The 24120-nt window shown below is 46.6% G+C and carries 17 protein-coding genes; 5 read left to right on the forward strand and 12 right to left on the reverse strand.

What is annotated here, in order from left to right:
• Positions 1–380: 380 nt before the first annotated feature.
• From nifJ to AC27N8_RS15960, 3 genes are all read left to right on the forward strand, one after another.
• Complete coding sequence (gene nifJ, locus AC27N8_RS15950) at positions 381–4016, forward strand: pyruvate:ferredoxin (flavodoxin) oxidoreductase (protein WP_487068378.1); 3636 nt, start codon at positions 381–383, stop codon at positions 4014–4016.
• A 14-nt stretch (positions 4017–4030) separates the two neighbouring features.
• Positions 4031–5047: a dihydroorotate dehydrogenase-like protein gene (locus AC27N8_RS15955; protein WP_487068379.1), complete on the forward strand. Its 1017-nt coding sequence runs from the start codon at positions 4031–4033 to the stop codon at positions 5045–5047.
• Positions 5048–5150: 103 nt separating this feature from the next.
• Entirely contained in the window at positions 5151–6164 is a 1014-nt protein-coding gene (locus AC27N8_RS15960) for a universal stress protein (RefSeq protein ID WP_487068380.1), read from the forward strand.
• A 275-nt stretch (positions 6165–6439) separates the two neighbouring features.
• Here AC27N8_RS15960 and AC27N8_RS15965 read toward each other — a convergent pair whose 3' ends face one another.
• From AC27N8_RS15965 to AC27N8_RS15975, 3 genes are all read right to left on the reverse strand, one after another.
• Positions 6440–6784 carry a hypothetical protein gene (locus tag AC27N8_RS15965; protein WP_487068381.1) on the reverse strand — a complete coding sequence of 115 codons (345 nt, stop codon included), beginning with the start codon at positions 6782–6784 and terminating at the stop codon, positions 6440–6442.
• A gap of 236 nt (positions 6785–7020) precedes the next feature.
• Positions 7021–8757 (reverse strand): dihydroxy-acid dehydratase, encoded by a 1737-nt coding sequence (gene ilvD / locus AC27N8_RS15970; RefSeq protein WP_487068382.1) that lies wholly within the window; start codon positions 8755–8757, stop codon positions 7021–7023.
• Between the two features lie 70 nt (positions 8758–8827).
• Positions 8828–10285 (reverse strand): aldehyde dehydrogenase family protein, encoded by a 1458-nt coding sequence (locus tag AC27N8_RS15975; protein ID WP_487068383.1) that lies wholly within the window; start codon positions 10283–10285, stop codon positions 8828–8830.
• A 345-nt stretch (positions 10286–10630) separates the two neighbouring features.
• Between AC27N8_RS15975 and AC27N8_RS15980 the strand changes: the two genes are divergently transcribed.
• Positions 10631–11500, forward strand: coding sequence for a fumarylacetoacetate hydrolase family protein (locus AC27N8_RS15980; RefSeq protein ID WP_487068384.1), 870 nt, complete (start codon positions 10631–10633; stop codon positions 11498–11500).
• Between the two features lie 226 nt (positions 11501–11726).
• On the opposite strand, the gene AC27N8_RS15985 is transcribed toward AC27N8_RS15980, so the two are convergent.
• The 7 genes from AC27N8_RS15985 to AC27N8_RS16015 all read right to left on the reverse strand — a co-directional run bounded on the left by AC27N8_RS15985 (position 11727) and on the right by AC27N8_RS16015 (position 21276).
• Entirely contained in the window at positions 11727–12554 is an 828-nt protein-coding gene (locus AC27N8_RS15985) for a phosphoribosylanthranilate isomerase (protein WP_487068385.1), read from the reverse strand.
• A gap of 396 nt (positions 12555–12950) precedes the next feature.
• The gene (locus tag AC27N8_RS15990; RefSeq protein ID WP_487068386.1) at positions 12951–15266 is read right to left on the reverse strand and encodes an NB-ARC domain-containing protein; all 2316 of its coding nucleotides are present in this window, start codon (positions 15264–15266) and stop codon (positions 12951–12953) included.
• A gap of 290 nt (positions 15267–15556) precedes the next feature.
• Positions 15557–15679, reverse strand: coding sequence for a hypothetical protein (locus tag AC27N8_RS15995; RefSeq protein WP_487068387.1), 123 nt, complete (start codon positions 15677–15679; stop codon positions 15557–15559).
• 190 nt (positions 15680–15869) lie between these two features.
• The gene (locus AC27N8_RS16000; protein ID WP_487068388.1) at positions 15870–16928 is read right to left on the reverse strand and encodes a hypothetical protein; all 1059 of its coding nucleotides are present in this window, start codon (positions 16926–16928) and stop codon (positions 15870–15872) included.
• A gap of 79 nt (positions 16929–17007) precedes the next feature.
• Entirely contained in the window at positions 17008–17859 is an 852-nt protein-coding gene (locus AC27N8_RS16005; RefSeq protein ID WP_487068389.1) for a carbohydrate kinase family protein, read from the reverse strand.
• Positions 17860–17872: 13 nt separating this feature from the next.
• Positions 17873–20098 (reverse strand): B12-binding domain-containing radical SAM protein, encoded by a 2226-nt coding sequence (locus AC27N8_RS16010; protein ID WP_487068390.1) that lies wholly within the window; start codon positions 20096–20098, stop codon positions 17873–17875.
• A gap of 17 nt (positions 20099–20115) precedes the next feature.
• On the reverse strand, positions 20116–21276 hold the full coding sequence (locus AC27N8_RS16015; protein ID WP_487068391.1) for a radical SAM family protein: 1161 nt from the start codon (positions 21274–21276) through the stop codon (positions 20116–20118).
• Between the two features lie 432 nt (positions 21277–21708).
• On the opposite strand from AC27N8_RS16015, the gene AC27N8_RS16020 reads away from it, so the two are divergent.
• Positions 21709–22767 carry a phosphorylase family protein gene (locus AC27N8_RS16020; protein ID WP_487068392.1) on the forward strand — a complete coding sequence of 353 codons (1059 nt, stop codon included), beginning with the start codon at positions 21709–21711 and terminating at the stop codon, positions 22765–22767.
• Positions 22768–22895: 128 nt separating this feature from the next.
• Here AC27N8_RS16020 and AC27N8_RS16025 read toward each other — a convergent pair whose 3' ends face one another.
• The gene (locus AC27N8_RS16025; RefSeq protein WP_487068393.1) at positions 22896–23099 is read right to left on the reverse strand and encodes a hypothetical protein; all 204 of its coding nucleotides are present in this window, start codon (positions 23097–23099) and stop codon (positions 22896–22898) included.
• Positions 23100–23144: 45 nt separating this feature from the next.
• Positions 23145–24116, reverse strand: a complete 972-nt coding sequence (locus AC27N8_RS16030; RefSeq protein ID WP_487068394.1) for a universal stress protein — start codon at positions 24114–24116, stop codon at positions 23145–23147.
• Between the last annotated feature and the right edge of the window lie 4 nt (positions 24117–24120).

A 24120-nucleotide genomic window follows, 5' to 3' on the forward strand; every position in this document is an offset into this window, starting at 1 on the left:
TAATACTTCTTTCTTATATGTCATGCTGAGTATGATAGATTTCTCTCTCAAATCCCTCACAGTAAAGAAAAGCGCTCTCACAATCCAGGAACAATAGCGATTAGGTTCTTTCTCCCATGCAGACTAGATCTTTGTGATGTTGGTGAGAGCCCCCTCATGACACTTGTGATAATAGTGTGAGGCAGGAATGATAGCATCCAAATATAGACATTCCTGTTTCAAGGAGAAAGTGACACTGCCACATTTAACTCAATGCTTCGCCATCTTGAGAATGGGACAGAACGACAGGCAATCACTATTTGAGCTTCTCAGATAGTAGTTGCCTGTCACTTGATAAAGGTATAGTGAGAAAGAGAAGGATTATGGAGCATACATGGAAGATGATAGATGGAAATGACGCAGCCGCTAATGTAGCTCATGCTGCCAGTGAAGTCATTGCCATCTATCCCATTACGCCTTCCACCCCAATGGGTGAGCAGGCCGATGCATGGTCAGCCACAGGAAGAACCAATCTCTGGGGTGCTGTTCCTCAGGTGATCGAAATGCAATCAGAAGCTGGCGTCGCAGGAGCCATGCATGGTGCACTCTCGACGGGTGCTCTAGCCACCACTTTTACGGCCTCACAGGGTTTACTTCTGATGATCCCAAATATGTACAAGATAGCTGGAGAGTTAACACCAACAGTCTTCCATGTTGCAGCACGTGCATTGGCAGCTCAAGGGCTCTCTATTTTCGGCGATCATTCCGATGTCATGGCCGCACGCGCAACAGGCTTTGCGTTGCTTGCCTCTAATTCGGTGCAGGAAGCTCAGGACTTTGCTCTGATTGCACATGCAGCTACTTTGCACACACGTATTCCCTTTTTACACTTTTTTGATGGCTTTCGCACATCGCATGAGATTAACAAAATTGCAATGCTTGATCAGGATGATATGCGAGCGATGATCGATGATGACCTTGTTGAGGCACACCATCAACGTGGGCTCTCCCCTGATCACCCCTTCATTCGAGGCACTTCACAGAATCCCGATGTGGCCTTCCAGGCGCGTGAGACCGTTAATCCTTACTATTTAGCCTGTCCGGACATTGTGCAAACCATGATGGATCGCCTGGCAGCTCGCACTGGACGCCAGTATCATTTGTTTGAATACGTTGGGGCTCCCGATGCTGAGCGGGTCATAGTCGCGATGGGATCAGGAGCAGAAACTATCGAGTCCACGGTCCAATTTCTAACCAGGCGTGGTGAGAAAGTTGGCATGATCAAAGTGCACCTGTTCCATCCCTTCTCTGTCGCACATCTTCGACAAGCGCTCCCCTCAACGGTCCAGGCCATCTCCGTGCTGGATCGTACAAAAGAGCCCGGTAGTATTGGCGAACCCTTATTCTTAAACGTCGTTGCGGCACTCAACGAAGGATTCCCGACACACAAAGCTCCACGCATTATCGGTGGACGCTATGGTCTTTCTTCTAAAGAGTTTACTCCTGCGATGGTCCAGGCCATCTTCCATGAGCTGACGCGTCAACAACCCAAAGAGCATTTTACCATTGGTATCCAAGACGATGTCACCTCTACCAGTTTGGAATATGATGAGACGTTCTCCATCGAGCGACCCGAGACTATTCAATGTGTCTTCTGGGGACTAGGCTCCGATGGCACAGTCGGAGCAAACAAGAACTCAATCAAAATTATTGGCGAAGAGACTGATAATTATGCACAGGGATATTTTGTCTACGACTCAAAAAAATCGGGATCTGTGACAATCTCCCACCTTCGCTTTGGTCCACATCCGCTCCATGCTCCGTACCTGATCGGCAAAGGACAGGCAGACTTCGTCGCGTGTCATCAGTTCAGCTTCCTTGAACGTCTCGATGTCTTGAAATATGCTCGTCCAGGTGCCACTTTCTTACTCGACAGTGTCTATAGTGCAGAAACAGTCTGGCAATATCTCCCCTATGAGTCACAACAAGAGATTCTTGAGAAGCACCTGCATTTTTATGTCATTAATGCACATAAGGTTGCTCGTAAGACTGGCATGGGTGGACGGATCAATACAATCATGCAGACGTGCTTCTTCGCCATCAGCGGCATTTTACCGCATGATGAAGCCATCGAGCAGATCAAAAAAAGTATTCGCAAAACGTACAGCAAGCGTGGTGAGGCGGTGATTGAGAAGAACTTCCAGGCAGTTGACGCGGCATTAGAAAATCTGCATGAAGTCACCTTGCCCGTTCAGGTTGAAGCATACGTAGGCGCCACCGCAGCGATGTGGAATGGGACTCAGCCACTCCCTCAGAAACTATCAGTACTCACACGCCGTCCACCGGTGCCTTGCGAAGCTCCCGATTTTGTACAAAAGACACTTGGGCCGATGATCGCAGGCGAAGGCGATGCGTTACCAGTAAGTGCATTCCCCGTCGACGGGACGTATCCATCCGGCACGGCACAATGGGAAAAACGAAATATCGCACAAGAAATCCCGGTGTGGGACCCAGACCTATGTATCCAATGCGGTAAATGTGTGATGGTCTGTCCGCATGCAGTGATTCGTGAAAAAGTCTTTCAGCCCGATGAGCTAATAGATGCTCCCAGCCTCTTCAAATCTACTGAAGCTCATTTCAAAGAGTTTCCGGACATGAAGTATAGCTTACAGGTCTCAGCGGAAGACTGCACAGGTTGTACCCTCTGCGTCGCTGCCTGTCCAGTTAAAGACAAACATCAAGTTGGGCGTAAAGCCATCAACATGGCTCCCCAACCGCCACTACGCGAACAGGAACAACAAAACTGGACGTTTTTCCAGCAGCTCCCTGAAGTGGATCGGACTCAACTCAATCCAAACGCGATCAAGCACACCCAACTCCTACAACCGCTCTTTGAATTCTCCGGTGCATGTTCCGGCTGCGGTGAGACTCCTTACATCAAGCTAGCAACGCAGTTATTTGGTGATCGCATGCTGGTCGCGAATGCAACTGGTTGCTCCTCAATCTACGGCGGCAATCTCCCCACAACGCCCTGGACATGCAATGCGCAAGGAAGAGGACCGGCCTGGTCTAATTCACTCTTTGAAGATAATGCAGAATTTGGCCTGGGTATGCGCATCACACTTGACCAACAAAGCACAACTGCCAGTAGCTTACTCTCAACGCTTTCTGCCGACCTTGGTCCAAGTTTAGTCCAGGCACTCCTGGAAGCTGATCAAACAACTGAGGCAGGCATACAAGCACAACGTGAGCGCGTGCTCGCCCTGAAAAAACGCCTTCAGGAACTTACCATATCCGACCCGACCCGGCAAAAGCAGAGCCAGCAACTATTAAACATGGCTGAGGCGCTGGTCAAAAAAAGCGTCTGGATTATTGGAGGCGATGGTTGGGCCTACGATATCGGCTTCGGAGGACTCGATCACGTGTTGGCCAGTGGAAGAGATGTAAATATCCTCGTCCTCGATACAGAGGTCTATTCAAATACTGGCGGACAAGCCTCAAAATCGACACCTCGCGGTGCAGTTGCTAAATTTGCTGCTCGTGGTAAGGCTACACGAAAGAAGGATCTTGGTATGCTGGCAATGGCTTACGGAAGTGTCTATGTCGCGCACATCGCATTAGGGGCCAACGATCAACAGACCTTGCGTGCCTTCACCGAGGCTGAAGCCTATGACGGTCCATCCCTAATCATTGCGTACAGTCATTGTATCGCGCACGGCATCGATATGAATCACGGATTGGATCAACAGAAACTTGCCGTTCAGTCAGGGTACTGGCCTCTCTACCGCTACAATCCAGCCTTGGAGGATGAAGGTAAAAATCCATTTATCCTGGACTCAAAGGAGCCAGGTATCCCTCTAGAAACTTATGCATACAACGAGACACGCTATCGCATGCTACGACAGAGTAATCAGCAACGCGCCAATGAGCTCATGCAGATGGCAACCAGAGATGTAAAAACACAGTGGCATACCTATCACGACATGAGCAATGCCACACATGAGTATGGAAATAGCTTATCACATACAGAGAACTAGGGAGGACTCCTTCAATGGCATCACTTGATCTGTCAACAAGCTACCTGGGACTCCAGTTGAAGAATCCTCTTGTAGCTTCGGCCTCTCCATTATCAAAGGACCTTGATCTCGTGCGGCGTCTCGAAGAGGCAGGGGCTGCGGCCGTTGTCATGTACTCGCTGTTTGAAGAACAGATTACGCACGAGAGTCACGAATTGGACCATTATCTTGAATATGGGACGCAGAGCTATGCCGAAGCATTGAGCTACTTCCCAGAAATGGATAGTTACAACGTTGGGCCAGATGCTTATCTAGAACATATCCATACGATCAAACAGCAAGTGCAGATTCCAATCATCGGCAGCCTCAACGGAATCTCATCAGGTGGCTGGATTGAGTATGCTCACAAGATAGAGCAAGCAGGTGCCGACGCCCTGGAGCTGAATATCTATTACCTGCCGACAGATCCTGACCTATCGAGCGCCGAGCTTGAGGAGTCCTATATCAAGCTGGTACACGATGTAAGAGCAGCAGTGAAGCTTCCCCTGGCACTCAAGCTCAGCCCTTTTTTTACCTCATTGCCGCACGTCGCAAAACGTTGTGTGGAGGCAGGAGCTGATGGCCTGGTCTTTTTCAACCGCTTCTATCAGCCAGATTTTGATCTGAATGAACTCAACGTGGTACCATCCCTGGCCTTGAGCACTTCCGATGATCTGCTTCTACCTCTACGATGGATCGCCATTCTCTACCAGCGCATTCAAGCTGATTTTGCTCTTACCAGCGGAGTTCATACGGCTTCCGATGTCATCAAAGGGGTCATGGCGGGTGCAAACGTTACCATGATGGCCTCAGAATTACTACTCCAGGGACCTGAGCGCATCAGCACCATGCTGGAAGAGCTTCAAGACTGGATGGAAAACTACGAGTATACATCCATCCAACAGATGCGAGGAAGCATGAGTCAAATTCATGTTGCCGAACCAGCTGCCTTTGAACGGGCAAACTATATGAAAGCATTAAATACATTTGACAGATATGTGCGTAGTCTGTGAGGCGATAAATGTTCTCCGTAACACGATTGTGATTATCATCCCGTATATTAGAACTAAAAGAGCTAATATCGCTGATAATTTCTCTGAAGAAAGGAATCATATTATGTTTCATCGCCTGATTGTACCTCTTGATGGATCATCTTTTGCCGAAAAAGCGGTGCCTGTTGCCGCACGGATCGCACGAGCGACGCACGGATCAATCATACTTACCCACGTCGTTTCGCCGGGTCATGTCATCGCAAACTATGGATCAGAAGCCGCGATTGCAACCAATCCAACTACATTTGAGAAGGCACTCTCCGATGCGATAAGCTACCTGTCCCAGGTAGCCCACACCTATAGAGAGGCGTTACAAGATATTGCTGTAGAAATTGAAGCAGAAGCAGGCAACACAGTCTCCAGCATCATTTCTACAGCATCGACAGAGCACGCTGACCTGATCGTAATGTACCGCCACAAAGACACGATGTTGACGCATTGGTTTCTCAAGCATATTACACAACAGACCATCCGTCGTAGTCCGGTACCTGTTTTATCCTTGAACGAACATGGAGAGCCGCTACTTGATAACGATCCCTCTCATGCCTTTCACATATTGATCCCACTAGATGGATCATCTTTTGCCGAAACAGCACTGGAACCATCGATGCAACTCCTGCAAGCCTTAACGGTACCATCACAGAAGATTGTAGTGCACTTGATGCGAGTAATAGATGCTCCCCCGGTTAATAAAAACGCGGAAGATTGGGATTTTGCTGAACAAGAAACAATAGAGCAAGCTTACAGAGAAGCAAACATGTATCTGAAGGAGACCGCTCAACGCCTCCGAACAAAATGGCTACCATATACGCATATACAGATAAAAAAGACAGTAAGGATCAACACAGATATAGCAGAGACAATTCTTCAACAAGCCCGACTCATCAAAGAGACATCGACCTCCGGGGAATGTAGTTTAATCGTCATGGCAGCACATAATCGTAGCGGCCTCCAGCGTTTCTTATTGGGAAGTGTTACTGAACATATTGTGGGTGATAGTACTTATCCTGTGCTGGCAATCCATCCGCAAGAGAGTCCCCGGCAACAAGAAGAGCAACTATACAGCTTACAGAACTGATATTCTCTATCAGTTCTGTCATCACTGGAACGTATAACTCAATCGAGTTGGTTGTGCCAACTCGATATCCTTGTAACCAATATCATATTCTTTTTCTTCCATGCAGCGTCAACTTCATTAAAATGTGCTGGCTAATTCTGCTTGCTCTTACTTGCCGAGCAAAATTAGCCAGCACATTATTTATTCACCAGTCACACAGCTACTCACGTGGAGGTACGAATATAGCGTAAACATCTGAAATTAATCACTTCCCCCCACAACTACGATATAATTTTTCATCCAAGATGTAGAAAAGCGATAACAACAAAAACAACAGAGAGCGAACACATTGACCACAATGTATACTTCACCCACAAATCCTGATAGAGGTGATAACCATGCAGCGAGGCGCTCGCAATTGTGCCTAGCAGTAGAACAACGAGCATGATACATAAACCAGCAAGTCCAGCATCATTGTCCCAGTCTATAAATCCTTGCATACGAAAAATCCAGGCACCAATAATGAGAATAAAGCCGATCGATAATAACAGATGCCAGAAGCGTCGTGGAGAAGCTTGAAACCGCATTCTGGCATGCTCGAATACATCATCCAGGAGTGAACTTATCCAATTACTAGTCATATCCCTGCTCCTTGTCGTGTTGGGATCGCACGACTTTCATCTGCTTGCACTGTCACACATGCGCAGTCAAGGTATCCCAGACATCCAGGATAACAAAAGACATGCGAACCGACTCCTTTCTACAATCATCAACCTATTTTGTGATAGGTTCTGTTACCATACAGTTTAAGAAAAAGAAGTCACAAACAAGACACAAGAGCCCGTATCTTTTCACAGGACAATCACAAGGAATCGCCTTAAGTCATGGATGCTCCTTCGGATGCGCCTCCTGCGACACGTGCGTAAAGGGAGAGGATACCACTATTATGACGTGATGGTGGTGATATCCATCGGCTTCGCCGCTCTGCCAGTACACGCGAAATCTCCTCCTCAGAAAGGTGCTGTCCCTGAACGCCAACCAACGCCAATCTGCGTTCCGGTACATGGATTTCGATCAGATCATTTTCCTCAATCAGAGCCAGGGGACCGCCCTCCAAAGCTTCAGGAGTAATGTGTCCCACGCAAGGCCCCTTCATTGCCCCGGAGAAGCGCCCATCAGTAATCAGAGCTGTGGTCGTATTCAGTGTGGGGTCGGCAGCAATGATGGTTGAGGCAAAATACATTTCAGGCATCCCATTAGCGCGTGGTCCCTCATAACGAATGACAACCACATCACCAGGATTAATCTGGCGTTCACGCAGAGCATCGAGAGCACTATCCTCAAAATCAAAGACTCGCGCTGGTCCTGTATGAATATGCATTTCTTTGGGAACTGAGAACGTTTTTATAACAGATCCACCTGGAGCAAGGTTGCCACGCAACACGGCGATACCTCCATCAGGTCCAAAAGGATCGGTACGCGGACGAAGAATTTCACGCCGGGGTACTTTCACATTGTTCAAGTAACCTATGCGCTCAGCAAAAAAGCGACTGTGTTCAATCTCAGCCAGATTTTCGCCCAGGGTCTTCCCTGTCACGGTCAGGCAATCCAGATGGAGCATGTCGCGTAGCTCAAGCATAACGGCAGGCACGCCACCCGCATACCAGAAATATTCAACGGGATAACGTCCAGTCGTCTTAACATTTGCCAGGACAGGCACCTGACGATGAATACGATCAAAATCGTCAATAGTAATCTCAACGCCTGCCTCACGGGCAATGACAGGAAGGTGAAGCAAAGCATTTGTGGAACCACCGACTGCGGAATGAATCATAATCGCGTTTTCAAAAGCCTGCCGTGTCAAAATACGTCGCGGAGTGATCTCCTCTTCAATCAGACGCAAAATTTGTTTGCCTGTTGCACGAGCATAACGCAAAAGGTGAGTCAGGGGAGCAGGAACAAGTGCAGAGCCGGGCAAGGCCAGACCAAGCGCCTCAGACAAAACTTGTCCTGTGCTGGCACTTCCCATAAACTGACATGCTCCACACGTCGGACATGCTCCATGCTGAGCCAGCTCGAAATCGGCTGATGATACCTCTCCACGCTCGACCGCCATCCCCATATCCCACATATGATTTGAGGTAACATAGTCAGGAGCATTCAACTGTGTTCCACCCGGAAGATGAATCGCGGGCAAGTTACAGCGAGCGATTGCCAGCAAGTGCGCAGGTACCGATTTATCGTTCCCAGAGACCAGGACCATACCATCATGCGGATGACCAAGAGCATGAATCTCGATCATCGCAGCCATGATATCGCGCGAAACGAGAGAGTAGCTCATCCCAGCATGCGCCTGAGCAACGCCATCACAAATATCACTGACAGTAAAAACTCCTGGCTTCCCGCCAGCCTCAAAGACGCCATTGCTGACCTCTTCAATGAGTGGGCGAAAATGAAATGTCCCGGGATGGCCCATACCATAGGCGCTATCAACAAGTACCTGAGGTTTCGCCAAATCTTCTTCCGTCCAGTTCATGCCCAGGCGTAAAGCATCACCCTGATAGTTCACATGCCGCAGTTGTTGGCTGCGCAGTTTTTGTGGATCAATTGGCACGCACTTGCTCCTTCATTAGATTAAGGCAGAGGATAACTTTTGCTCAGATGGCGCAGATCTACCTATCTACTTAGCCAGCCGGATTAATTTGAACGGTTTTCATATCAGTAAAGAACTCAACTGCCGCAGGCCCCTGTTCGCGTGAGTGTGAACTGGAATAGTGCATACCACCAAAGGGAGCGTGTGGATCAACTCCTGTGGTATCGCCATTCACGCGTACCATGCCGCATTCAATTTCCTGAACATAACTCAAGATCGCATTGATATCTCGCGTGAATAGTGAGACGCTTAATCCAAAGCGTGTACTGTTTGCCAGAGAAAGAACCTCTTCAAAGCTCCTGGCTGTCTGCACGGTCAACAGCGGTCCAAAAACCTCTTCTTGCACAACAGAGGCATCATTGGGGACATCTGCGATCACCGTGGGCTCAAAGAAAAAACCGTTTTTACATGCAGCACTGGAAACCTCATGTCCTCCAAGAAGAACAGTACCTACTTTTGCTCCCGCCTCTGCGTAACTACGTACTTTTTCTTGTGCCTCGCGTGTGGATAGTGGTCCAACTGCACTCAGGACTTCACTGGCTGGAGCAACTGGCAAGGCTTTAATCTGAGTAATCAAGCGTGATAGAAACTCATCTCGGACTTCTTCCATCACGATAAGCCGGCTGGTCGCCGTACATTTTTGCCCCGCAAAGCGCATCGCCCCGGCTGCCACAAGCTTTGCAGCTTGATCAAGATCGGCATCAGCCAGTACCAGTGCCGCGTTTTTTCCACCCATTTCCAATTGATACTTGATATTACGCCGTGCGGCTTTCTCTGCAATCCCCATCCCGGTTGACTCTGAGCCGGTAAAAGTGACAGCTCGAATATCCTGATGCTGAATAAGGGTATCACCAATACGTGAGCCTTTGCCCAGCAAAAGATTCAATACACCAGCGGGTAGGCCCGCTTGATCAAATGCCTCGACCAGGCTGATGGCCACAAGCGAAGCGACCTCTGCTGGCTTCCAAACAATTGTATTGCCATAGGCCAGAGCAGGAGCCATTTTCCATAAAGGGATGGCCACTGGAAAATTCCAGGGGGAGATCACTGCGACCGGACCAAGTGGCTGACGCATGGTGTATTGTAGACTGCCAGCTATCTGAGCGGGAATCACCTGACCCAGCGGATGAACAGCTTCTTCGGCGAAATAGCGCAGAATCATGACACCGCGATCTACCTCCTGAAGGGCTTCTCCAATAGGTTTACCAACCTCCAGAGCAACCAGTGATCCTATCTCCTGACGACGTGCCGCCAACACATTCGCCACACGATGCATGACTTCCGCACGAGCTGGACCTGATGTGTTTTTCCAGGTCGCAGCTGCCTGGCGTGCGGCTTCAACCGCTCGATCAACAATCGCAGGCTCGCCTGCGGGTAGCAAAGCAAGGGTGTGGGTCGCGTCGGATGGATTAACGTCGGGAATCCATTCATCTGTCTCGGCATGGACCCACTGGCCATGAATGTAATAAGATACCTTTTTTTCACTCATTGTTGGTATGCTCCGTCTTTCGTTCATAATATTTGCTCTATGTTACGCTGCAAATGCTGCCAGATACCTTCAACCACAAGCTAAATAAATTTGCTCACAACCTCTTCCGCCGCAAAGCTCTCCGGTACTGAATAGCCTCATTGATTGCTGATGCAGAAATATAAGCAAACCTGTTTGCATCTACTGAGGGCGAGATAATGAGTCAGCTGATACGCAGGGGCTTCTCAGATGGAGATAATCGTGTCGAGACACTCATTTATCTTACGCTATTTTATCATACCATGATTTGCATGATACAATCATATCCGTGAACCTGTCCTAACAACATGAGAAAGGACTATTGATATGCAAATTATTCGTTATATACAATCCGATGGTACATCAAGACTGATGATTGCGCAGGAAGGTCAAATCATTGGACACTTTGCCCAGGGTGTCTTAATTTCCCAATTGCTAGGGCGTTCGCTTACAGATTTCCGCCAGGAGGTTGAACAGGCGCTCCAGGCCACTCCATCTGCTCATCTACCAGAGCACCTTCTGGCACCTATCGATAGTGAGATGGAGATCTGGGCAGCTGGCGTAACCTATCAACGCTCAGTTGAGGCACGGGTAGAGGAGAGTGAGACGCCAGATATCTATACCCGTGTTTATCAGGCCGAGCGCCCCGAACTCTTCTTCAAAGCAAACGCACGCCGCGTAGCCGGTTCTGATAAGCCTGTTGTCGTGCGTGCAGATTCAGATTGGGATGTTCCAGAACCGGAGCTAGCTCTGGTGATCAACGCACACGCAGAAATTGTAGGATATACCATCGCAAATGACGTGAGTTCGCGCAGTATAGAAGGTGAAAATCCTCTCTACCTTCCTCAAGCCAAGGTTTATGCTGGCTGTTGCGGGTTAGGCCCGGGGATTGTTCCCGTTTGGGAGGTAAGTGATCCTCGACAACTTGCTATTCATATGCATATCGAGCGCGACGGACAAATCTATTGGAGTGGAGAAACTAATACATCCCGTCTCCATAGGCATTTGGACGAGCTGGTCGAACACCTCTTCCGCGAAGACGCTTTCCCACATGGTGCGATACTCTGCACCGGCACTGGTCTGGTTCCAGAACGCCCTTTCAGCCTGACCGCAGGAGATATAGTCCATATCGAGATCGAGCAGCTTGGCAAGTTGAGTAATCCAGTAGTGCGTGGAAAGGCATCCCTGGCCATTTAATACTCTTCTATTTTATAGCCCTATGTTCACAAAAAGGCGCTAACAGAGCGACCTGTTCTTACCGAGCCAGCAAAATACCTTTCTCTTTGAGCGTATTTTGCTGGCAGCGTCACAGAAGATGCGGGAACTTTCATAAGCATGCATAAAAATGTACTTTTAACTGAGGATACTCATGAAAGATCTCTCAGACTTCATGAATTGTCGACGACAACACACATAGGCTGCTCTATTCAGCAGATCTACACTGAAAATGCTTGGCCTTGGATATAAACGATACTAATTTTTCATCTTGAAGTTCTCTGCCATCAACTCCTTTTCCATCCTTAACGCCAGAACTCACATCTACCCCCAGAGGTTTCACTGTTTGTATAGCTTTCTCAATATTATCAGAGTGAAGTCCACCTGCTAAAATAATAGGCATTTTACATCCATACTCTTGTATGACCTTTTTGCTTATGTTCCAATCGTGGATATTTCCTGTTCCACCAATCTTGTTTGTGACAGGATCTATAGTATCTAGCTCTATGGCATCTGCAACACGCAGGTACTGTTTCACAAGTAGCATGCAAGAATCATCTATGACAGGAAGAGATCTGATTACTTTTATGTAAGGCAATCTATTTTTGATGTCAATGATATCCTCGGGTGTAATATTCCCAGTAAGCAATATGATTCTTACTCCGATCACGATGGTTAAATATATAATCTTATGTACATCCATCAGATCAGTAACAAGCACACTTCCACAAAATTCTTCCATCTCTCCAAGCACTTTGGGCAAGGTATGCAAGCCATCCATGGATGAAAATAAAGTTGGGGATAGACATTCCTGCCTGGCTTTCCTTATCCTAAAGGATGGAGCGCTTTCAGAAACAAGAGAAAGGCTCTTCGTGATAGCTGTCGCTACTTCAACTGACATGGCTAACTCGGGGGAAATAAAATTGGTATTGAAAACATCCGCTTGTCCCACTACTACCCCAAACGCATCCGCTCCTAGATTCCATGCGTTTAATGCATCCTCTATTTTTGTGATGCCCGTGATCATAACCCACATGTTTCTTCCTCATCTAAAAGATAATAGAGCAAGAAGAACTCAGGCGACCTGAGTACCCTCTTACTCTATAAAGAGCCAGTGCAAGCGGTGAACCAGCTATTTCTCAAAAGCTTGTAATCACCCACACTGCAATTGATAAATCTCATCTCCTTAAAGCGCACTTTCTCAAAAGCAAGATAATACATCAAATTTAGTGTGAGAGCTACGAGTCGTTTATGTCCGGCAAAAGAGTTGCTGTCCATTCTTAATAGCATACTCGACACTCCAAGAGATAATAGATGATAACCAAATCGCATGCTCACCAGTCATTATGGCTTTCTCTAGACATGTTTTCTTGAAGTGATGGCATAGTAAAAAGGACTGAGGGAGGTATGCTTCGGGAAAATACAACTCCTATCAGCCCTTGATCTGCTCCCGCAACTCTTGAATCAGATCATCTAAACCTTGTATCTCTTGCTTGGCGCCAAGGCGCTCGTAGCCCTCTCTGGCTTCCTTTGCCCAATCTAAGGCCTCATATAACCTGCCCTGCGCCTGCTTTAGCCTGGCATACGAGCGTTTGTAGCTGGCAGCACGCCGCCTCTCGTTATTACGCTCTGCCATGGTCAGCCCGGGTCCTAACAGATGTTCCGCTTCCGCATAGTTTCCTTCTCGACTGGCAATATCTGCCAGATAGTTTTGTGAGTAGTTAGCAATTCTTTGCCAACCAAAGGCATTGGCGCTCTGCTCTGCTTTCCTAAAACTGGTCCGCGCCGTCAGGATATCGCCTCTTCTATAATAATTAGCGGAGCGATCATAATTAATATTCACCAACAGCCGCGTATGAATTGGATCTGGCACATTTTGAAGCATGTCCGTTGCCTGATTAAAAAACAGATCGGCTTCATCATAGCGCGATTGATAGATCCGTAGATACCCATGATTAAGGAGAAAACGTGCTTCGATCCGTGGCTCTGTATGCTGACGCAGCAAATGTCCTCGCTTGAAGGATTCTTCAGCCTCATCATGACGTCCCATCAGCGTAAGCGTATATCCATAGCTAGCAATAGCATCCAGGACAGTAAGCCAGTCTCCCCGTGCTCCAGCTTTCTCTATCAACCAGGATAACCAGGTCAATCGATCATCCCATAAGCCATAGATCGTAGTGAAGTCAACCACGCTTCCCGGCTCATCTGCACACCAAAAACGTTTAATCAGATCATATTGTTCATGGATAGCACACCAGTCAAAGACAGCCTGGAGATTTTCCCACTCGCTTTCAAGACGATCAAAGCCCAGATGCCACTCCTGCATATCATGACCGCCATACGTTTCAGCAAAGCGTAGATACCAATCGACCCAACGCTCACGTGCTTTTTGGCTGAATTCTGGATGTTTAACCAGTTCCGCCAGCGCGTACTCGCGTGTAAGAGGCAGCATGCGAAAGTGATCTTGAAACTCTCGTACAAGCGAGAGACGCTGCAATTGAGAGAGAGCCTCCTCTGCAACGATCGGATCGCTTTCTAGTCCGGAGACATAATTCACCGTTGGTCGTAATGGAGATTGTGGGAAGAGGGCTAATGCCATCAACATGGCGTGGGTAGGTGTATCGCGCAAGGGTTCTACCGAGCCCTGAAAACAGAAGCGAGCGACGTCGCCTTCGGCGTTGGGCACATTACGCAGTACCGTTTCTAATGAGTAGCCCACAGCTCGTTGGCCTACGGCATACACCAAAGCTGCGGGTATACCTCCGATACGTTGATAAAGCATTTGAGCTTCTCTGGCATTCAACTTCACCTGCTTCTCTTCTGCTTGCTGCTCAATAAGTTCCCTGGCCGCCTCCTCTGCTAACTGCTCCAAGCGGATGGGAGCAAACATTGTTCGTTCGCGTGTCGTAACAACGACTTTCACAGTAGGAGGAAGTTGATACAAAAAGGAGATTATCTCCTGTTTATCCTCCATTGTTTCCAAGTTATCCACAATCAGCAGCGTCCGTTGACGTCCAAGAATTTCACGCACAAGATCAGCCTGCTCTTGCGATGGAGTTGCAGGGATATCCTGACGTTCCAGCGTTTTTGTCACCTCCTGGAAAATCTTACGCAGTGTGCGAGCCGCTTGTGTCTGCTGGAGAATACCTTGAGGAGTTAAGTATTGCTGCTTAGCAGTAACAAAGATAATCGCATCAAACGTCGGAGTATGCGGCAAAACAGCTTCACCAATGCTAGCTTGCCAGGATTGATAAGCAACATCGAGCACTAATGCTGTCTTACCCACACCGCCGATCCCATCAACTGTGATCAGGTAGGCAGCATAGTTAGGAAAGAGCAATTTTTGCAGTTGCTTTCTTTCTTCTTGACGACCAATCAGGCGTGTATGCTCCATCCTCCCCAGACGATTGGGAATAATGCGGGATTCCTTAGGACCCCATAATTTATTTAAGAGTCCCGTTGTATCAGAATAATGCGTTGCCATCAGCAGGTCTTCGCACCATTCGCGTGGTAGATTCGCTTCTCTATAAGCAATCTGAGCCAGGATCTCAACAATTTCTGACTTGGGTTGTGCCCGCCCTTGTTGCCAACGATAGATCATATCACTACTTCTATGTGTTCGGTCTCCAATATAACTCATCGACTGTTCCCTACTCCAGTCTTTTATGTCTGCCAAACTACTGGTTAAGCGCTTGATAAGTTTACCGGATGCCGGAAATTGTGGCTGATTTGGATAATGTCGCACCATATTATTCTCCTCGGAAAAGACCTGTTTTATACGCAGCGGCAAACATCGATGTATGAGTGCCCCTTTAGTATGCCCTTTTTAAAAGATTCGATGCTATTCCTTTAAATGCTACAGTATTCTTATCAAAAGCGCTAGTGAAGACTGTTTGCAATATCTGGAAAAAAGTGCGAATTTTTTGGAATGGTGCTCATTGACATAAGGTAACTCTTTAGAAAGAACCTTGCTGGGAGCTTTGATGCTCATGAAGCAATCATGATAACAATCTAGAGCCCCCAACAAGGAATCTCGGCTCACATCCGACCGCCTCGACTGTGTTGATGAGGTAGCGCTAACTTCATGCCAAGAATCAACCCCAGAATAAAGCTGCATAGCGCGATAATCGCCACTGCCATGATGATTGTCTGTAAATCCATTGTGTGTACTCCTCTTCGCTTCAATTTTAGCTGTGCTTAAGATCCCAATCTGGTCAGGCAAGACGCCTTTCGAGAAGAATACACTACTGGCTCATAAAAATTAAAGCTGGAATCCTTACAAGACCTTGGAATTTCCTGCCAATTTTTCTTTAGCTCCTCTCCTTGCCTTTTAAGCATAAAGGAGAGCTTCTCACTCAAATATTTTCACCAGAATATCTTGTAATTCTTCTGGCGTGCCAGGTAAACGTTCTAAATCCAACAAGCTGGATAATTTCAAATAATCGGAAATGAGACCCTGATCATCATGGCAACTACCAGCAAGCACTAAAACTTTCTCAAATTCTGCCTTATCCTGCGAATTTCCAAAGTATGATACGAGCAATAAGGTTTCAAGATTTGTCAGAGTATTGTGTTCTTTATCGCCAACCCGCAAATTCAAAGCACAAAACAAAGGGAAAAAACCTAAAACTTTATTTACCCTTTCACAAGATATGGCACGTCGATCCAATACATCCTGCAAAAGCTTTAGAGCTTCTGGACTGGCTTGCATTTTTGCAGATTCTGGGACACCGATTAAAGCAGTTGCAGCGCCTATATGTCCTTCATGAGCAGCAATAAAAGCGGCCAGATTGGCCAGAGTTGTCTGACGCCGCACCGAATCATCGGCCAATAAATAGATAGCCTCCTTATCAACGACTCCATCGAAGAGAGGTTGTTTCGGTAACAGGCCAATAAAACTGAAGAGTTTCTCCTCTTTAGAGATATTTTCATACAGGCTAACTGTACGCTTTACCTTGACAGTTGCACGCACATTGGTATCACATGCAACAGATGCGTGCCAATGATCAGATGGATCTTTTTTGCTCAAGATCTCTTTCAATTTATCTTCCAGGGCAGCAACGAAGACCTGACTCAGCTCATTTGAAGATTGTGCACTTGTGACAGGCATGGGAAATGCAATTTTGATCTTAAAGGGTTTATGATCTTGATATAATTCACTCCGCAGATATGCATTGAGTAGGTTATCCCAAATCCTGGCTATATACCATCCATTAATAGTTCTGCTGCATACTATAGATGCAGCATTAATTTTTTCTTCATATGAAAAATCTCCGGCTACAAATTCTTCGCCATTCCTCTTTATATTTTTTGCAACATAGTATGCTTCTCTCATTCCCATGCGATTACGTTCTTCGATGGTAGCTGCCAAAATAATATCGGGATAATGGAATCCACTTTTCCTCATCATATTTTACCTGCTACTGCCTTTTATCCGGCTTATCACTCCTTTTGATATCTAACTACTCATACTCTATTGATATCTATCGTTACACCACTTCCAGAGGACTCTTCTCAAGTGTGCAAAAAATAGCTGCGTGCTTGCTTGCAAAGACTACTGCATCTTTATAAGTTGCCCCTTGTGCCAAAGCGGAAAGAAAGCCGGCCGAAAAACTCGCCCCAGCCCCTATCGTTCTCAAAGGTTGGATAGATTCGGCAGAGATATAGTAATTACCATGCAGATCAACCAGAACAGCTCCTCGACGGCCCAATGTGATAACCACGGCCTTTGCATTGCACGTTTGGAGTAGATCATTACCCCAGACACGAGCCTCATCCACACTCCCATTCCCTCCAATTTGTATCGTATCAAGAGATGGGACGTGTGCCAGCAACGCTACTTTCGCCTGAATATTAGAGGCACTAAGGTTTATCAAACAACGTACATTGTCTTGAGACCACTTCTGTATCAGGGCCAGACGCTCTGCGATGTGCCCTGAATACACATCAATATAAGCAAATCTAGAAGCGGGAAGAAAATTAGAAGAGGGAGAACGAAAGGTATGATCTTCAATCAACCAGGTACGCTCATCTGAGCTTGCACTGGAGAGAAGAAAGGTTGTGGGAGTGGTTACACCTTCGGTATCGACGAGAGAAATATCGACACCTCCCTGCTGGAGTAGATGAATAAGCGGTTGACCATCATGTGTGGCGATTGCGTTGGTTGCTAATAGTTGACAATGCAACCCCAGACGAGAAGCCAGTACAGAGACAATCGCAGCGTCGTTGCCGAGGTGGCGCTTGATAGTGCTTATCGCTACTTCCTCACCAAGCAGAGGTAGGCGAGGCACAGATAAAGCCATCAGCCAGTTGAGATCGCCTACTGCGCAAAGATCGATCATGCGCCAATCCCCTTCAAGCTATTCTGAGTGCATGTGTCTGAGAGAGGGAGCCAGCAATCCACGAATTATAGGCTGCTTGCCACACACTCTGCTTCGATGCCGACATGACAGAAACCTGTGTGTTCACCTGCTCCATTATAAGCTGTATTTGCGCTTCATACCACAATAAAACACTGTGAATGGCTTCATCAGTATGCCCTTCTTGTAGCTGGTCACGTGCAACTGCATAGAGGCTCTGACAGCCTTCAAGTCCTCCGTGCATCTTTTCCCAACGTTGCAAGGTAGTCCGATCAACGAGAGAGAAGACTTCAACCAGTCCTCGAATGAGCATATATCCAAGATAGCGATGGCTAGAAATCGCTTGACGCAACAACGCTCTCTCTTTGCCTTGAGAGACTTTCTGAAGCCCTTTTAAGACGTAGACTATCGGAAAGCAATAATTTACCCAATACTGACATGCCTTACAGATGATACCTATCTCTGGCACAACATATGAAGTAGCATAACGTGCAAACGACACATCCAACTGCTCATTCATCAATTGTGGTGCCTGTCCTCGCAAATCAAAGAGATAACGGCTCTTTTCCAATACCTCAAGCGGAGAGACCATGTATGAGACCTCCTCAAAGACGGCGCGTCCACTCATCCACGGCATTTCCTGCTGATGATTAGATGATACGAGAGAATATATCTCTTCCACTGAAGAGCCACGAGCTGAGGGAAGTATGATATCCGTTCTGCCTAGAAAATCGATATTTTCAATCATATCGTTCACTGACATCAGTGGATCAAAAAAGATAAAGCCAAAACGCAGTTGTATACCTAAGAGGCTTAAATACCGGATGGCCGAGACCATTTCACTTACTGAACTACCCTTATTGTAACGTAAAAGCTGTGCAGAAGCACCTGATTCGACCCCAACAAAGAGCCGTGATAATCCTCTTTCTACACAATGTTTAAATAATTCACCTCGACTCAGATGCCAGCTTTGATCACGACCTTCGCGGAAAATCTGATCAGCGCGACAGGATGCATCGAAAGTCACGTGTAAATTGCGCTCCTGTGCCCCATCTAAAAAGTCAGTGATACGCTGAATAGTGGCATCACCATCTTCTATACCAACAAAATCCTCGTCGGCAAGAAAAACATGAGGCATGCGTTTAAAATGCTGAAAGACCTGAGTAAAAATCTCCCAGTGTTGAAGCATAGATGCAACTGGCACAGTTCTCCATATGCTCCCTTTATGAGAACGTGGACAGAAACTACACTGGTTATATTGACAGCCACGGCTAAACTCAGCCGTTATCACACCATCCTGCTCGAAAAGTTGGGCCACAGTATCAAGCGCCGGAGGTGGCAAATTTTCCATCGGCAAGTAGTTCGGTGGAGTACTCACCAGTTTTCCCTGTTTATCGCAATAGTAAATACCCGGTATCTGATTCCAACGAGAGCGATCACGGCCATACTTCACAAGGGCGGCTAGCCCGAGCTCACCCTCTTTGCGACAGATTACAACCTCTGGATAGACCTTCAAAATTTCGCGGAAGCACATGGCAGGCAGAATATTGCCCAAAATTACGATCGGAGGTTCACTCACGATGGTTGGATCATAGATACGATCCAGCAATTGCTCCATAAGATCAAACTGACCAAAGTTGACTGAAATTCCTAGAATATCCGGATGAGTTTGCGTCACACGTTCAACAATAGCAGCCACATCAGGCCCTAATTGACAATCCATTAACTCGACAGTGGCAAGATGAGAGCGCCTTAAATACGAGGCGAGATAGGAAATTCCAAGCGTGAGTCGGGCCGCAGGATACATATTAGAATGAAACAGGCTGGTCAATAGGACAGAAGGCAATATAAATCTAGCTTGCAAAGGTGCTGATAGAGAAGTCACCATACAGACACAAGTCGGATCAAAAGCATACTCATCAAAACATACATCAAACCTCTCGACCAATTCATGCACAAATGGATGTGCCAGCAGGCTGATATCTTTACGGGGGCTGCATAGAAGCACCTGATCATTGCTTATGAGACAAAGAATAAGTTGATCAGGCGAGCCAACCACTGCAACATGCTCCAGCATGTCTTTAGTCCAATTCACTGAAGACTGTAATAATGTAAGGATGCTATTGGTCATGGCAGAGGGTGTTTCCCATGGCTTTGCCAACACGGTAGCCACGTCAGGCCACACATCGCGAATGAGACCCAATATCCGATCGGATAACATAGGCTTTTCTTCCTTGATTAATCGAACCATCCCTGCTGGGCTTCAAAGTCCAGCGAATTACGACCACAGCCTTTCCAATAAGGAGTCAGGTGATATTCTTGATAGACTTCTTGTAGCGCCTGGGCAATTTCTAGCAGATGTTCAAAAGATGGACGAGGATGTTTCTCATAGTGACTACCTCGATCATTATGAAAAACATTGATAATGGGCGTAACCCCTATGCTGGCAAGGTATCTGATACCAGCAATTGTCGAGTCTATCGGCTCAAGACCAGCAATGAGAATAGAATGCACGCGCATGCCACTGATCACATTTGCCGCATGCTCTAAAGCCTGCAATAGCTTATTTCGACCATAGAGCTGTGTTTTGCCAGGACAGATGATCTCAAAAAGTTTTTCGTCAAACACTTCTATATTCATCGTGACACGAGCATTCAGATTGGCTAGAGAGTCGAAGAGACCAAAATCGTTTGGGGGCATCGTAGCAATGTGGGTCTCCAGTGCACGTACGACCGATAACGCAGCCTGTCGTTGATCCAGGGCAGCAGCAATTTCCAGGTGACGCCGAAATCCCTGATCATAATTCGACACATTCCCCCCAACCAACATAATTTGCTTTAGCAAATGAGCATCGGTCTCTAGAGCAATCTCTAACACTGAACTGGCAAGCTCTGGACTAATTTTATATAGAAACGATTGCTGAACGCTACGGTTGGGTTGTAATGAACAAAATTTGCACTCATGCTTGCTATTGAAATAGTAGCACGTTCCTGGAGTAAAAAAGGCCAAAGAGGACCCACCATAAAGATTAGCAACCTGATCACAACGAATACCATCGCTCATAACATATTCAAGGAAGCGAGGACGTTCAGGAAAAGTAACTTCTACAGCGGTGCCGTCTTTTCCCAGGAGGCGATAAGAACCTTCATGATAGATAATTTGCCAGGGGGAATGTTGCTTGTAGTTGACTGCGATTACCACATTTTGAATATACATCTCTTGTGGTATACGCAAGGCTCGATTTAACTGCCTCTCGTCGCTGTCATTATACACCCGCCGCTTTTCCATGCTCTTCAAATCATCCGCGAAATGTTCTAAAAAGGTATTATCGAAGAAAACTCCTTCAGATAATATATGAAGTTTGAGTCGCGCCGCATGGCGAACAGAGAGCAGAGTCATGGATTATCCCTCCCCAACTATACATAGCTCTTGATGAGCATACGCAAAGGGTAAAAAGAGATTAATTTCCAAAGTATCGTATTGATTTAGATTGGTACATAATACAACTCACTTATATATACCTATAACATAGATGCATTTATTATGTCAATAGTATCTTTAGAGAAATTTTAGAATATAGCTAAAATATAATAGTATGCGCGAATTGGATAGTTTTTCGCCGTCTATCTATGGCTATACGAATTCCAGAGGTGCGTCTTTATCGCATGGGGGTTCCGAGAAATTCGATACTTTTATCTAATGCTTCGCTTAAATAAGCAGTGGTATTTTTACTTGTTGATCGAGTATGCTCCATTCATATCAACATAAGATCACAAAGCTAATCAACAAAAACGAAGTATTCTCTAGTTGCAAAAGGACAAGACAATAACTATGAACAAGCAGATGATCGCGAAAGATATCGATGTTTGCGTAATATGTGCGCTCCCCGAAGAGGCTGACACATTTATGAGAACGCTTACCCAGGATTATCAAGTCATCTTTGAAAAGTCATTTAGCAAGAGAAGCAAGCGTGAACACCGTTCTGCTGTTATCTACAATAACTATGGAGAGCCGCTCACATTACTTGTTTCATGGCCTCCAGGCTATGGAGCGGTGGAGACAAGCTTACACCTTAAGCCCATTCTTGAAGAGTACCGACCCCGTTTTGTGGCCATGACAGGAATTTGTGCCGGCGATCAACAAAAGGTTAAACTGGGAGATATCATTGTCGCCGATCGCACCTTCACTTATGACAACGGTAAGTTTGTACGTGAGGAGAACCGCCTCATGTATCTGCATGATACAGATACACGTCATGCAGACCCAACAGTTTTGCAATTTGTCCGCATGTTCGATGCGTGGAAGTCTTCAGTAAATAGGCTGACACGGCCATTTTCCAAGCGTCAGCAACGTGAGTGGTTACTCTGTCAACTGCTGGAAGAGTCAACGCCCCATGTAGACGATATTCCATTGGAAGCGCTAAACAGACATGCGCCCACCTGGAGAAAAATTGTTCATGAACTGCAAAGGAAGCCTTATCTCTACCTGACACCAAACAGGATGCTGCGAGATAAAGCAAGCATAGAAGAGCTCTTTTATAACGAAGAGATTTTTCCGTTTACAGATCCTGCATTACCTGAACGGTATATTGCTCCGATGGCATCCGGAAGTGCCATACGCAGCGATGATCCTTTTAAGACGATTCGCATTCCAGTACGCGGAACTGTTGGTATCGATCTAGAAGGGGCTACTTTCTACCGCACCATGGTAGACTTTCCTGACATACGCTCACTGCTTGTCAAAGGAGTAGCCGATTATGCAAATAGGGACAAAGATGATCAATATCATACCTACGCAGCTGAAATTGCAACTTTGTTTGTATACTCCTTTATCAAAGAGTATGTGACATCTGACCTGATACCAAAACGCCGCAGAATACGTGTATACTGATCCTAGCCTCAAGCTCAAAAGATACAGCCTGGCGTGAGCTAGTAACAAATACACATGTATTGCTTTTGTCGAATACAAACCACGTTCTATAAAGAGGATATAGGAGGATATAGGCTGAATACGCCATGCTAGCCTTCTAGCTTACCAGTCATAACTAGCCAGCGTACAAATGCCAGACGATGGACATCAAGTGCAGGCTGATCGTCCCTCCCTTGCTGATAAGAGCTGCGTAGCTGACATAATCGAACAATGCTTTGATCATCAATACCAGCACGACGCAACCTTTTGAGGTCCACTCTCTCATAGGTAATCCAATAAATAATCCAATACATTGGAGTTCTCCTCAACAAACGAAGAACATGGAAACATGCCATGCCTTATTCTGCTGCCACATGTACAATAAATACTGGCAATTTCGTCTCTTCAAGCACACGTTCCGTAATACTACCCAAAGCCCAGCGCTGTAATCCACTTCTACCATGGGTTGTTAAAGCGATCATATCAACACTCGAAAAATTCGTATCTTGTGGAAGATACTCACCACGTTCTGCAATATCGACCAGCGTTTCCGCAACATCGTCATGCACGACCACCGATGAGCTTGTTGCAAGACAATCCTCTGGATCTATTTTTTGCTCTACCTGTTTCAGATACTCTTCTGTATCCTTAATGATACGTTCTCTAGCTCCCCTGGCTCCTGCACTTCTATTGAACATTCCTGGTGTAGGTAATGGCAGCACTTGCGCAAAATGAAGATGGCCTTTCCCTGGTTTAGAGAGAGCGCTACTCAATTGGGCAACTGGTTCCAGCACTGTTTCCGCCAGAGGAGATCCATCCATAGCAACCAGGACACGAATAGGGTGGTGCTCAGTTGCATAGAGGCGAGTCGAGCTTTCGTCCTCTTCATGGAGCACAAGCACTGGCACGGCACTATAGCTGACTAATTTTGCAGCGATACTGCCTAATGCCCAGCGCTTTAAACCTGTATATCCATGACTACACAGGACAACAAGATCAATCGCTGCCGCTTGAGAAACAGAGAGAATGGATTCTGCCGCCACTTCATCAACAGACACTTTTGTCATTATTGGTATCTCAGCTAATATCTCTTGCGCTGCGATATCTACCAGATACTTCTCAGCCAAATGTACTTCTTTATCGACGATTTCTTGTTCAAACTGAGCCGAAGTAACAAATCCCCTGCCTGGATAAGAATAATTAAGCACAGGCGGAACGATACGTAGTAGCATCAAAGATCCCTGTGTAGCCCTCGCAATGCGAGCCGCTACAGCAATAGACTCCTCTGCACGCCTGGACCCATCCAAGGGAACCAATATATGTTGAAACATCCCA

The organism is Dictyobacter sp. Z7_2 (assembly GCF_057551105.1).

Coding starts and splice junctions, on each gene's coding strand:
- nifJ (WP_487068378.1), top strand. CDS start 381: ATGATAGATGGAAATGACGCAGCCGCTAATGTAGCTCATGCTGCCAGT.
- AC27N8_RS15955 (WP_487068379.1), top strand. CDS start 4,031: ATGGCATCACTTGATCTGTCAACAAGCTACCTGGGACTCCAGTTGAAG.
- AC27N8_RS15960 (WP_487068380.1), top strand. CDS start 5,151: ATGTTTCATCGCCTGATTGTACCTCTTGATGGATCATCTTTTGCCGAA.
- AC27N8_RS15965 (WP_487068381.1), bottom strand. CDS start 6,784: ATGACTAGTAATTGGATAAGTTCACTCCTGGATGATGTATTCGAGCAT.
- AC27N8_RS15975 (WP_487068383.1), bottom strand. CDS start 10,285: ATGAGTGAAAAAAAGGTATCTTATTACATTCATGGCCAGTGGGTCCAT.
- AC27N8_RS15980 (WP_487068384.1), top strand. CDS start 10,631: ATGCAAATTATTCGTTATATACAATCCGATGGTACATCAAGACTGATG.
- AC27N8_RS15985 (WP_487068385.1), bottom strand. CDS start 12,554: ATGTGGGTTATGATCACGGGCATCACAAAAATAGAGGATGCATTAAAC.
- AC27N8_RS15990 (WP_487068386.1), bottom strand. CDS start 15,266: ATGGTGCGACATTATCCAAATCAGCCACAATTTCCGGCATCCGGTAAA.
- AC27N8_RS15995 (WP_487068387.1), bottom strand. CDS start 15,679: ATGGATTTACAGACAATCATCATGGCAGTGGCGATTATCGCGCTATGC.
- AC27N8_RS16000 (WP_487068388.1), bottom strand. CDS start 16,928: ATGATGAGGAAAAGTGGATTCCATTATCCCGATATTATTTTGGCAGCT.
- AC27N8_RS16005 (WP_487068389.1), bottom strand. CDS start 17,859: ATGATCGATCTTTGCGCAGTAGGCGATCTCAACTGGCTGATGGCTTTA.
- AC27N8_RS16010 (WP_487068390.1), bottom strand. CDS start 20,098: ATGTTATCCGATCGGATATTGGGTCTCATTCGCGATGTGTGGCCTGAC.
- AC27N8_RS16015 (WP_487068391.1), bottom strand. CDS start 21,276: ATGACTCTGCTCTCTGTTCGCCATGCGGCGCGACTCAAACTTCATATA.
- AC27N8_RS16020 (WP_487068392.1), top strand. CDS start 21,709: ATGAACAAGCAGATGATCGCGAAAGATATCGATGTTTGCGTAATATGT.
- AC27N8_RS16025 (WP_487068393.1), bottom strand. CDS start 23,099: ATGTATTGGATTATTTATTGGATTACCTATGAGAGAGTGGACCTCAAA.
- AC27N8_RS16030 (WP_487068394.1), bottom strand. CDS start 24,116: ATGTTTCAACATATATTGGTTCCCTTGGATGGGTCCAGGCGTGCAGAG.